Origin of the sequence: Microbacterium sp., assembly GCF_047606385.1 — a bacterium.
GTDB lineage: Bacteria > Actinomycetota > Actinomycetes > Actinomycetales > Microbacteriaceae > Microbacterium.
This window is the reverse complement of sequence record NZ_JASGEL010000003.1, coordinates 1-10,526: the sequence shown is the minus strand read 5'-3', so window position 1 is coordinate 10,526 and position 10,526 is coordinate 1. Positions and strand designations below refer to the sequence as shown.

General features: G+C 73.4%; 13 protein-coding genes. 9 read left to right on the top strand and 4 right to left on the bottom strand.

What is annotated here, in order from left to right:
* Window positions 1–117 precede the first annotated feature (117 nt).
* The 3 genes from QM626_RS00310 to QM626_RS00300 are packed head-to-tail and all read left to right on the top strand — an operon-like array spanning window position 118 to window position 2,073.
* Window positions 118–864 carry a PspA/IM30 family protein gene (locus tag QM626_RS00310; RefSeq protein WP_415072718.1) on the top strand — a complete coding sequence of 249 codons (747 nt, stop codon included), beginning with the start codon at window positions 118–120 and terminating at the stop codon, window positions 862–864.
* Window positions 861–1,682 (top strand): arginase family protein, encoded by an 822-nt coding sequence (locus QM626_RS00305; protein WP_415072716.1) that lies wholly within the window; start codon window positions 861–863, stop codon window positions 1,680–1,682. The genes QM626_RS00310 and QM626_RS00305 overlap by 4 nt, the downstream gene beginning before the upstream one ends.
* On the top strand, window positions 1,675–2,073 hold the full coding sequence (locus tag QM626_RS00300; protein WP_415072714.1) for a Fe-S oxidoreductase: 399 nt from the start codon (window positions 1,675–1,677) through the stop codon (window positions 2,071–2,073). Before QM626_RS00305 ends, QM626_RS00300 begins: the two co-directional genes overlap by 8 nt.
* Here QM626_RS00300 and QM626_RS00295 read toward each other — a convergent pair.
* The 4 genes from QM626_RS00295 to QM626_RS00280 are packed head-to-tail and all read right to left on the bottom strand — an operon-like array spanning window position 2,040 to window position 4,335.
* Window positions 2,040–2,597 (bottom strand): hypothetical protein, encoded by a 558-nt coding sequence (locus QM626_RS00295; RefSeq protein WP_415072712.1) that lies wholly within the window; start codon window positions 2,595–2,597, stop codon window positions 2,040–2,042. The two genes, QM626_RS00300 and QM626_RS00295, sit on opposite strands and share 34 nt — an antisense overlap.
* Before the next feature lie 51 nt (window positions 2,598–2,648).
* Window positions 2,649–3,104, bottom strand: a complete 456-nt coding sequence (locus QM626_RS00290; RefSeq protein ID WP_415072710.1) for an SIP domain-containing protein — start codon at window positions 3,102–3,104, stop codon at window positions 2,649–2,651.
* Window positions 3,105–3,139: 35 nt separating this feature from the next.
* The gene (locus QM626_RS00285; protein ID WP_415072708.1) at window positions 3,140–3,874 is read right to left on the bottom strand and encodes a tyrosine-protein phosphatase; all 735 of its coding nucleotides are present in this window, start codon (window positions 3,872–3,874) and stop codon (window positions 3,140–3,142) included.
* On the bottom strand, window positions 3,871–4,335 hold the full coding sequence (locus QM626_RS00280; RefSeq protein WP_415072706.1) for a carboxymuconolactone decarboxylase family protein: 465 nt from the start codon (window positions 4,333–4,335) through the stop codon (window positions 3,871–3,873). The genes QM626_RS00285 and QM626_RS00280 overlap by 4 nt, the downstream gene beginning before the upstream one ends.
* Before the next feature lie 56 nt (window positions 4,336–4,391).
* Here QM626_RS00280 and QM626_RS00275 point away from each other — a divergent pair, with 56 nt between their 5' ends.
* The 6 genes from QM626_RS00275 (at window position 4,392) to QM626_RS00250 (ending at window position 10,503) form a co-directional block, all read left to right on the top strand.
* The gene (locus QM626_RS00275; protein ID WP_415072704.1) at window positions 4,392–5,324 is read left to right on the top strand and encodes an alpha/beta fold hydrolase; all 933 of its coding nucleotides are present in this window, start codon (window positions 4,392–4,394) and stop codon (window positions 5,322–5,324) included.
* Between the two features lie 107 nt (window positions 5,325–5,431).
* Window positions 5,432–6,919: an ABC transporter substrate-binding protein gene (locus QM626_RS00270; protein WP_415072692.1), complete on the top strand. Its 1,488-nt coding sequence runs from the start codon at window positions 5,432–5,434 to the stop codon at window positions 6,917–6,919.
* A complete protein-coding gene (locus tag QM626_RS00265) occupies window positions 6,916–7,866 on the top strand; it encodes an ABC transporter permease (protein WP_415072677.1) in 951 nt (316 codons plus the stop codon). Before QM626_RS00270 ends, QM626_RS00265 begins: the two co-directional genes overlap by 4 nt.
* Before the next feature lie 122 nt (window positions 7,867–7,988).
* Window positions 7,989–8,921 carry an ABC transporter permease gene (locus tag QM626_RS00260; RefSeq protein WP_415072675.1) on the top strand — a complete coding sequence of 311 codons (933 nt, stop codon included), beginning with the start codon at window positions 7,989–7,991 and terminating at the stop codon, window positions 8,919–8,921.
* Window positions 8,918–9,709: an ABC transporter ATP-binding protein gene (locus tag QM626_RS00255; RefSeq protein ID WP_415072673.1), complete on the top strand. Its 792-nt coding sequence runs from the start codon at window positions 8,918–8,920 to the stop codon at window positions 9,707–9,709. Before QM626_RS00260 ends, QM626_RS00255 begins: the two co-directional genes overlap by 4 nt.
* Window positions 9,706–10,503 (top strand): ABC transporter ATP-binding protein, encoded by a 798-nt coding sequence (locus QM626_RS00250; protein WP_415072671.1) that lies wholly within the window; start codon window positions 9,706–9,708, stop codon window positions 10,501–10,503. The genes QM626_RS00255 and QM626_RS00250 overlap by 4 nt, the downstream gene beginning before the upstream one ends.
* Window positions 10,504–10,526: the final 23 nt, after the last annotated feature.

The following is a 10,526-nucleotide window of genomic DNA, read 5'->3' as shown; positions in this document are numbered from 1 at the left end:
TTCGGCGGCGGATTCGGCGGTGGCCGCGGCGGCGGGTTCGGCGGCGGCCGCGGCGGCGGGGGCGGTCGCTTCTGACATCGGCATCCACGCCCGACAGACCCTAGGAAAGGAACCACAATGGCCAAGCAGTCCATCTTCGGACGCATCTCGACCCTGGTCCGCGCGAACGTCAACGCGATGATCGACGCCGCGGAGGACCCGCAGAAGATGCTCGATCAGCTCGTCCGCGACTACACCAACAACATCGCCGACGCCGAGTCCGCGATCGCGGAGACCATCGGCAACCTGCGCCTGCTCGAGCGCGACCACGACGAGGACGTCCAGGCGGCGGCGGAGTGGGGCGGCAAGGCGCTCGCGGCCAGCCGCAAGGCGGACGAGCTGCGCGCGGCGGGCAGCACCGCGGACGCCGACAAGTTCGACAACCTCGCGAAGATCGCCCTGCAGCGCCAGCTCTCGGAGGAGAACGAGGCCAAGGCCGCCGAGCCGCAGATCGCCTCGCAGACCGAGATCGTCGCCAAGCTCAAGGACGGGCTGAACGGCATGAAGCAGAAGCTCGAGCAGCTCAAGTCCAAGCGTAGCGAGCTGCTCGCCCGCGCGAAGGTCGCCGAGGCGCAGAACAAGGTGCACGACGCCCTCAAGAGCGTCGACGTGCTCGATCCCACCAGCGAGATCGGCCGTTTCGAGGACAAGATCCGCCGGCAGGAGGCGCTCGCCGCCGGCAAGGCGGAGCTGGCCGCCTCCAGCCTCGACGCGCAGTTCGAGGCGCTCGAGGACGTCGGCGAGCTGACCGAGGTCGAGACCCGGCTGGCCGCGCTGAAGGCCACAGGCACCCAGGCATCGATCACCGGCACCGCCACTCCGTGACCCGGTTCGTCGTCGTCCCGCAGTGGCAGGGATCGTCGTCGCCGCGCGCGATGGCGCTCATCGACGGCGCGGAGGCGATCGCCGGCGACCTCCCGCGTTCCTCCTCCACGCGCATCGACGTGCCGCTGGAGGCGGGCGACGCGCGCGGCGGCGACGTCGCCCGGCTGAGCGCGCTGCTGCAGGTGCGTCGGGCGGTGGATGCGGAGCTGGCCGTCGGCACGGAGCCGGTTCTGCTCGTGGGCGGCGACTGCTCGGTCTCCGTCGCCGGCATCGCCCACGCCGCCGCGCGTCACGGCCGCATCGCCGTCGTGTGGGCCGACGCCCATCCCGATCTGCACTCCCCCGCGAGCTCGACCTCTCATGCCTTCAGCGGCATGTCATTGCGGGCCGTGCTGGGCGAGGGCCCGGACGGCCTGCGGCTGCCGTCCGGCGCGGTCGCGGCGTCGGACGTCGTGCTGGTCGGCACCCGGTCGATCGACGAGCCCGAGGCGGAGTTCCTCGCCGCCAGCGGCGTGCGGCGCGTGGATGTCGACGCCCTCGCCGATCCGGAGGCGATCGCCGCCGCGGTCGCGGCGACCGGGGCCGAGGCCGTCTACGTGCACGTCGACGTCGACGTCCTCGACCCGGCGCACATGCCCGGGGTGAAGACCGCGGCGCCGTTCGGGGCGCAGCTTCCCGAGCTCGTCGCCGCGCTCAAGCGCCTGCGCGAGGCGGTGCCGGTCGTCGGCGCGTCGCTGACCGAGTTCGTCCCGGCGTCGGCCGCCGACGCCTCGGCCGACATGGGCACGCTGCTGCGGCTGGTGGGCTCCCTTGCCTGACCGTCCGGCGCCCCCGACCGGCCTGTGGGGGTGGGTGACGTACGCGGGATACGTGTACGGGTGCGCGGTCGGGTGGGTGTGGGGCGGACTCCTCAGCCGCGGACGCGTCGAGCGTCATGGCCGGCTGTGGGTGTTCCGGGGGATGCCGGCGTGGTCGTTCGGCCGCGGCGGCACGACCGTGGGCCACTGCTTCCTCACCGGCGACGGGCGGATCGACGCCCGGCTGCTGCGCCACGAGGCCGTGCACGAGCGCCAGTGGCGGCGCTACGGCATCCTGATGCCGTTCCTCTACGCGCTCGCCGGACGCGACCCGCTGCGCAACCGCTTCGAGATCGAGGCCGGGCTCGAGGACGGCAACTACCTGCCCCGCCCCGCCGGTCCCGCGCTCTGAGCGGGCACGGACGCGACGCCCGCCCGCCACACGCGACGGCCGAGGACGATCACGACGCTCAGCGGCACGACGATCCACACCAGGTTCGGCAGCACCGCGACCGCGAGGAAGCCGACGAGGTTCCCCTGCTCGAGCGACTGCCGCGTCATCTCCAGACCGCTGGAGATCTCCACGAGGAAGTAGATCACCGTCTTCCAGAAGGTCGCCGTGCTGACGATCAGGGCGAGCACCACGCCCGACCACCGCCGCCGCAGGCAGATCGCGACGATCAGCACGACCACCTCGAGCAGGTTCGCCCAGCTCTGCGCGCTGCCGAACGCGTCGAAGTCGGCGTAACGGTGGTCGAAGCTCGAGTAGAACACGTGCCCGGGCCAGAGCCATGACAGCGGACCGCCGGCGTGCGAGACCGCGCCGAGCAGCTCGTAGCAGGCGTCGTAGGTCTGGATCGCGGCCGTGACGATCAGCCACACGACGATCCAGACCGGGATGCGACGCGGGACCAGGGGCGTGGGCGACTCGCTCATGCTCGAATGCTAGGGGGTGTCGCCCGAGCCTGGGCGGTCGCGACCCCGCGCTCAGCGCGGCAGCAGGCCGAAACGCTCGGGCGCGTGGATGCGGGCCGCGTCGACGCCGCGCGCGAGCAGGTGGTCGACGATCTCCGCGGTGCCGAGGAAGCCGCCGAGCAGCGTGACGGTCGTCGTGTCGTCTTCGGCGCACATCATCTCGTCGGCCCAGGCGATCACCGCGCGCGACAGCGCCTCGCCGCTGGCGCAGCCGCGGCACGAGCCGGGCGCGCCGGAGCGGCGATCGCGGGCCAGCCACGTGAGGGTCATGCGCGCCGGGACGGTGATCGGCACGACGTACGACTCGTCGGGGACCTCGACGAACACGCGACCCGTGGCGCACAGCGGCAGCGTCGCCAGCAGCATCTCCAGGTCGACGAGCGAGGTCTCGTCAGCGGTGACGAGATGCGGGACGCGCGTCTTCCTGGCGGCGCGGCGCGGTGCGGTGCGGGTGGCGGTCTCGTTCATGACCCGACCAGCGTACCGCGAAAGGGAAGGCATGCCTAACCTTGACCCAGCCGATTCTCAGTCACCAGGACCCGGCGCAGCTCGGCGAGGTCCGCGGCGTCCAGTCCCGCATCGCGCAGGTAGCCGGCGGGCGAGCCGTGGTCGCGGTCGAGTTCGGCCAGTGTCCGGGTCATGACGGCGGCCGGGGACGCGGAGACGAGCTCCTCCAGGTGCACGGCGTCCGGGTGCGCCTGCCGGAGCCAGGCGATCAGGCGCCGGTTGCGCTCGGCCGGCAGCGACGCCTCGGTGCGGGCGTAGTCGGCGACGACGGCGTCGCGCTCGACGCCCGCCGCGGCCAGCAGCAGGGCCACGGCGACGCCGGTGCGGTCCTTGCCGACCGTGCAGTGCACGAGCACGGGATGGCCGCCGAGCACGCCGCGCGCCACCGCCGCCAGCCGGTCGGGCAGGGCGAGGATCCCCCGGTACAGCTCCGGCAGGCCGATGTCGTCGATGAAGAAGGACGCCGCCGACCCCAGGAACAGCGGCACCCGCTGCGGCACCGGCAGCCGGTCGTCCAGCGCGCTCGGCGACGCGATCACCTCGTCGTCGTCGCGCAGGTCGATGATGGCGGCCAGCCGCAGCTCCGCGAGCGCGTCGCGGCCCGCGGCATCCAGGCCGGACAGGCTCCCCGAGCGCAGCAGCACCCCGGCTCGGGTGACCCCGCCGGACGCGGGCAGCCCGCCGACGTCCCGCAGGTTGACGGCGCCGGGGATCCGCAGCGGCGCGCTCACGCGCGCGGCGGCACCGGCAGCCGGCCCGCGATCGTGATGCGGTTGAAGGAGTTGATCGAGACGATGATCCAGCCGAGGGCGACGTACTCGGCCTCGGTGAGGATGCCGCCGACGTGGTCGTACACGGCGTCCGGCACGCCCTCCTCGTGGATGAACGTGATCGCCTCCGTCAGCTCGAGCGCGGCGCGCTCGCGCTCGGTGAACACGCCCGACTCGCGCCACGTGGCGATCTGCGCGATCACGTCCGCGTCGAGGCCCGCCTTCACGGCCCGCTCGACGTGCACCCGGACGCAGTAGGCGCACCCGTTGAGCTGCGAGGCGTGCAGCTGCACGATCTCCCGCAGGCGGTCGTCGATGCCGGCATCGGCGGCGATGGCGCCCACCGTCTTGGCGAACGCGTCGAGCGCCTGGTAGGCGGCGGGCGCCGCTTTGGACAGGTGCACGCGGCGTTCGTCGCTCATGACGTCACCCTACCCACGACATGCGAGCGGATGCCGGGCGCCGTAGCATTCCGCAGGTGAGCGCAGACGCCTTCGACGAGTTCTCCTTCCTCCCCGACCAGGCCGCCGACATCGGCGTGACCGGCGCGCTCCCCACGGCGCGGCGGCTGAGCCTCGACCTGCCGGACGGCCGCACGCTGTCGGGGCTGCGCTACGGCGAGGCGGCACCGGTCGTGACGTTCCTGCACGGGGCCGGGCTGAACGCCCACACCTGGGACACCACGGTCCTCGCGCTCGGTCTGCCGACGCTGTCGGTCGACCTCGCCGGGCACGGGGACTCGTCGTGGCGCGCCGACCTGGACTACTCCCCCCGCACCCTGGCCGCCGACGTGGTGGCCGCGCTCGAGGCCTGGACCGACGCGCCGCAGACCCTCGTGGGGCACTCGCTGGGAGGCCTGACGGGCGCCGCGGTGGCAGCCGGCCGTCCCGACCTCGTGCGCGAGCTCGTGATCGTCGACATCACCCCCGGTGTCGACCCGGATGCGGGTCCGCAGCAGATCCGCTCCTTCTTCGCCGGACCGACCGACTGGGCCACGCGGGACGAGCTCGTCGACCGGGCGCTCGCGTTCGGCCTCGGCGGCACCCGCCGGGCCGCCGAACGCGGCGTCTACCTGAACTCGCGCGTGCGCCCCGACGGCCGCGTGGAGTGGAAGCACCACTTCGCCCACCTGGCCGCTGCGGCGGCGAACGCGGGCGCGACGGATGCACCGGATGCCGGCGGCGGCGCCCTCGCCCGGCTGCTGTCGGCGAGCGGGTGGGCCGATGTGGAGGCCGTCTCCGCGCCGATCACGCTCATCCGCGGCGCCGAGGGCTATGTGACCGACGCCGACGCGGCGGAGTTCGCGCGCCACGCGCCGGCGGCATCCGTGATCGTCGTGCCCGCGCACCACAACGTGCAGGAGGAGATCCCCGTCGAGCTGGCCGCCCTGGTGCGCACGGCCCGAACGTGACGGCGCGTGACCGGGCGGGAATCGCCGGGACCCACCCCGGGTTCTAGGCTGAGACCCGCACCACAGCCCCTGCCCGTCCCGGTCCGACGCCGGGCGAAAGGATCCGCATGCTCCGTCGCAGCATCCTCACCGCCACCGCCCTCGCCGCCGCGGCCGCCCTGGCCCTCACGGCCTGCGCCCCGGCCACGACCTCCGCATCCGAGGACTCGACCGTCGTCGTACGGCTCGTGCTCGAGCCGACCAACCTCGACATCCGACAGACTGCGGGGTCGGCGCTCGACCAGATCCTGATGGACAACGTGTATCAGGGGCTGGTGTCGCGCACGCCCGACCAGCAGATCGAGCCCGCGCTCGCGAGCGAGTGGACCGTCTCGGACGACGCGCTGAGCTACACGTTCACGGTGCGCGACGGCGTGACCTTCCAGGACGGGCAGCAGCTCACCCCGGACGACGTCGTCTGGTCGCTCACCCAGCACCGCGACAACGCCGGCTGGGCGGACGCCGACACCCTCTCGCACGTCACGTCGATCACGGCCGACGGCCAGGACGTCACCCTCACGCTCGATCAGCCGGACTCGCAGCTGCTGTGGAACCTGTCCGGACGCGCCGGCGTCGTCCTCAAGGAGGGCGACACGGTCGACTACCAGACCGCGGCCAACGGCACCGGCCCGTTCACGCTGACGAGCTGGACCCAGGGCGACAGCATCACCCTCGACCGGTACGACGGGTACTGGGGCGACGCGGCCGCGGCATCCGAGGTGGTGTTCGACTACATCCCCGACAACCAGGCGGCGCTCTCGGCGGCCCAGGCCGGCGAGCTGGACGTGGTCACGGGCTTCGACGCGACCCTGAAGGACCAGATCGAGGCCGGCGGCGACTTCACGCTCGAGCTCGGCGCGTCGACCGACAAGGGCACGCTCGCGTTCAACCAGACCAGCGGCCCGCTCGCCGATCAGCGCGTGCGGCAGGCGATCCGGCAGGCCATCGACCACGAGGCGATCGTGACCGCGCTGGGGGCCGGGCAGACGCTGTACGGACCGATCCCCTCGCTCGATCCCGGCTACGAGGACCTCTCCGACGTCGCGCCGTACGACCCGGACGCCGCCGCCGCGCTGCTCGCCGACGCCGGGTATTCGAGCCTCGACCTGACGCTGAAGATCCCCAACATCTATCCGGCGACGCTCTCGCAGCTGCTGGTCTCCGACCTCGCCGCCGTGGGCATCACGCTGACGGTCGACTCCGTGGACTTCACGACATGGCTCAACGACGTCTACACGAACCACGACTACGAGCTGAGCTTCGTGCTGCACACCGAGGCTCGCGACTTCGAGAACTGGGCCGACCCGGACTACTACTTCACCTACGACGACGCGCAGGTGCAGTCGCTGTACCAGCAGGCGATCGCCGCGACCAGCGACACCGAGGCGGCCTCCCTGCTCGCGCAGGCGGCGCGGATCGTGTCCGAGGACGACGCGGCCGACTGGCTCTATCAGGGCGCCTCGGTCGTCGCCGTCGCGTCGGATGTGACGGGCATGCCGACCGTCAACGTCAACGAGCGGCTCGACGTCACGAAGCTCGCCAAGAGCGACGGGTGATCCGGTACGCGCTGACCCGGCTGGCCCTGCTCGCGCTGGGCCTGCTCGTCGCCAGCGCGCTCATCTTCGTCGCGCTGCGGCTGCTGCCGGGTGATGTCGCGCAGCTCATCGCCGGCGGCAACGCGACCTCGGCGCAGGTGGCGGCGATCCAGGCCGCCCTCGGGCTCGACCGCCCGTGGCCGCTGCAGTACCTCGACTGGCTCGGCGGGCTCGTGCGCGGCGACCTGGGCACCTCGCTGGTCACCGGCACGCCGGTGGCCGGCGAGCTGGCGCAGAAGGCAGCCGTCACTCTCCCGCTCGGGGCGCTCGCCCTGCTGTTCGCGCTGGCGGTCAGCATCCCGCTCGGCGTGATCTCGGCGCTGCGGAACCGGCGAGGGTCCGGGGTCGCTCTCAGCGTCGGCTCGCAGGCGATCGCGGCGGTGCCCGTGGTGTGGGCGGGCATGATGCTCGTCGTCGTGTTCGCGGTATGGCTGGGATGGCTGCCGGCGCAGGGGTTCCCTCGGGCCGGCTGGGCGGATCCGGGCGCGGCGCTGCGCGCGCTGGTGCTGCCCGCGGTGACGATCGGGCTGGTCGAGGGCGCGATGCTGCTGCGGTTCGTGCGCAGCGCGACGCTGCAGGCGATCGGACAGGACTACGTGCGCACGGCGGCGGCGAAGGGCCTGACGCGCACCCAGGCGCTGCTGCGGCACGGCCTGCCGGGCGTCGGCCTGTCGATCGTGAGCGTGCTGGGGCTGCAGGTGGCGGGCATCATCGTCGGCGCCGTCGTCATCGAGCAGCTGTTCTCGCTGCCGGGCATCGGGCGGATGCTGGTCTCCGACGTCGGCGCGCGCGACCTGCCGAAGGTGCAGGGCGAGCTGTTCGCGCTGACCGCTTTCGTGCTGGCGGTCGGGTTCCTCGTCGACCTCGTGCACCATGCGCTCGATCCGCGGCAGCGGGAGGCGGCATGAGCATCCCGCCCCCGGACGAGCATGGTTCCCCTCCCCCGCGCGAGCATGTCCCAGTTCGGACCGCTCAGAGCGCCTCGGAGCGGTCCGAACCGGGACATGACCCGGTCGAAAGTGGGACATGGATGCCAGGCCGGGCCGGGCGGCGGGATGCCGGGGCAGCGCGCCGGGGCGAGCCACGGCGACCGGGCTGGGTGCGACGGCTGTGGGCGCTGCCGACCGGGCGCTTCGGGCTGGTCGCGGTCGCGCTCGTCGTCGTCACCGCGGCGGTGTCGCTGGTGTGGACGCCGTTCGATCCGCAGCACACCGACGTCCCGGACCGCTGGGCGCTGCCCGGCTGGCCGCATGTGCTCGGCACCGACGCCACCGGCCGCGACATCGCGAGCCTGATCATGACCGGCGCCCGGACCACGGTCGCCGTCGCCGTCGGCGCCGGGCTGGTGGCGACGGTCATCGGCCTCGCGCTCGGAGCGCTCGGCGCGCTGACGACCCGGTGGGTGCGCGAGTCGGTCGCGGTGCTCGTCGACATCCTGATCGCCTTCCCGGTGCTCCTGATCGCGATGATGATCGCCGCCGTGTGGGGTGGGTCGCTGGGCGTCGTCGTCTGGGCCGTCGGCATCGGCTTCGGCGTGAACATCGCCCGTGTGACCCGGCCCGAGCTGCGCCGGGTGGCGCGGGCCGACTACGTCGTCGCGGCGCGGGCGTCGGGGCTGACGCCGCCGCAGATCCTGATGCGGCACCTGCTGCCCAACGTCGCGCCCGTGTTCATCGTGCAGCTGTCGTGGGGCATGGCGGTCGCCGTGCTCGCGGAGGCCGGGCTGAGCTATCTCGGGTTCGGGGCACCGGTGACCGAGCCGTCGTGGGGGCTGCTGCTCGCGCAGTCGCAGCAGTACCTCAGCGCGTATCCGCTGTCGGTCGTGTGGCCGGGCCTCGCGATCGCGGTCACCGTGCTCGGCCTGAACCTGCTGGGCGACGCGCTGCGCGAGGCGACCGACCCGACCTTGGCCACGCGCAGCGCCCGGCGCGCCCGCGCCCGTCAGCCGGAGGTGATCTCGTGAGCCTGACCGTGCGCGACCTCGTGGTCGAGATCGGCGGACGCCGCGTCGTCGACGGCGTCTCGTTCGACGTGCCGGACGGCGCGCGCGTCGGGCTCATGGGCGAGTCCGGATCGGGCAAGTCGCTGACGGCCCTCGCGGTGCTGGGGCTGCTGCCCGAGGGCGCGACGGCGACCGGCAGCATCCGGTGGCGCGGCCGGGAGATCCTCGGCCTCCCCGACCGCGAGCTGGCGCGGCTGCGCGGCGACGAGATCGGCATCGTGTTCCAGGAGCCGCAGACGGCGCTGAACCCCATCCGCACGGCGGGACGGCAGATCGCGGAGTCCGTCCGCATCCACTCGCGCATCCGCCGGGCCGCCGCCCGGGACCGCGCGCTGGCGGAGGCCCGTCGCGTGCAGCTCCCCGACCCGGAGCGGCTGCTCGAGCGCTATCCCCACCAGCTCAGCGGCGGGCAGCGGCAGCGCGTCGCGATCGCCATGGCGCTGGCGGCTCAACCGCACCTCCTGATCGCGGACGAGCCGACGACGGCGCTGGACGTCACCATCCAGGCGGAGATCCTCGAGCTGCTGCGCGCCCTCGTGACGGATGCCGGCATGTCGCTCGTGTTCATCACGCACGACCTGGCCGTGCTCGCGCAGGTGGCGACGCATGTCGTGGTGCTGGCGGCGGGTCGCGTGGCCGAGAGCGCACCGGTCGCGCGCCTGCTGTCGGCGCCGGCGTCGCCGGTGACGCAGGCGCTGCTGCGGGATGCCCGCGCGACGGCGTGGCGTGCCGGAGGAGGGGCGGCGTGAGCGGCGTCCTGCTGTCCGGCGCGGGCCTGACTCGCACCTTCACCGCTCCGCGACGGACCCTGTTCGACAGACCGGCGGTCACGACGGCGCTCGACCATGTCGACGTCGAGGTGCGCGAGGGCGCCTCGCTCGGGATCATCGGCGAGTCGGGCTCGGGCAAGTCGACACTCGTGCGGCTGCTGCTGGGACTGGACTCCCCCACCGCGGGCACCGTGACATGCGAGGACCGGCCGGTCGACGCGCGCGCGCCGGCCAGGTCGCTGCGACCGCTGCGCCGGGCGACGGGGCTCGTGCTGCAGGACCCGTACGCCTCGCTCGACCCGCGGATGAGCGTGGGCCGCATCGTCGCCGAGCCGCTGCGGGCTCTCGGCGTCGCGGGCGACCACCGCGCACGGGTGCGCGAGGTGCTCGCCCGCCTCGAGCTGCCGACGGACGCCGCGGAGCGCTACCCGCACGAGTTCTCCGGCGGGCAGCGGCAGCGCATCGCGATCGCGCGCGCGATCGTGCACCGGCCGCGGGTGCTCGTCGGCGACGAGCCGCTGTCGGCGCTGGACGTCACCGTGCGCACACAGATCCTCACCCTGCTGGAACGGCTGCGGCGGGAGGAGGGCATGACCCTCGTGCTCGTCTCGCACGACATCGGCGTGGTCGCCCGCGTGTGCCAGGAGGTGCTGGTGCTCAAGGACGGGCGCGCCGTCGAGTCCGGGCCGACCGTCGACGTGCTGGCTCGCCCGCGGGCCGCCTACACGCGCCGGCTGCTCGCCGCCGTGCCGACGCTGCCGCCGGCGTCCTGACCCCGCGGCCGTGCGTGCGGTGG

What these genes read in the sequence shown, in the direction of transcription:
- QM626_RS00260 (WP_415072675.1), top strand. Translation starts at nt 7,989, where the DNA reads ATGCCAGGCCGGGCCGGGCGGCGGGATGCCGGGGCAGCGCGCCGGGGC.
- QM626_RS00280 (WP_415072706.1), bottom strand. Translation starts at nt 4,335, where the DNA reads ATGAGCGACGAACGCCGCGTGCACCTGTCCAAAGCGGCGCCCGCCGCC.
- QM626_RS00295 (WP_415072712.1), bottom strand. Translation starts at nt 2,597, where the DNA reads ATGAGCGAGTCGCCCACGCCCCTGGTCCCGCGTCGCATCCCGGTCTGG.
- QM626_RS00290 (WP_415072710.1), bottom strand. Translation starts at nt 3,104, where the DNA reads ATGAACGAGACCGCCACCCGCACCGCACCGCGCCGCGCCGCCAGGAAG.
- QM626_RS00270 (WP_415072692.1), top strand. Translation starts at nt 5,432, where the DNA reads ATGCTCCGTCGCAGCATCCTCACCGCCACCGCCCTCGCCGCCGCGGCC.
- QM626_RS00310 (WP_415072718.1), top strand. Translation starts at nt 118, where the DNA reads ATGGCCAAGCAGTCCATCTTCGGACGCATCTCGACCCTGGTCCGCGCG.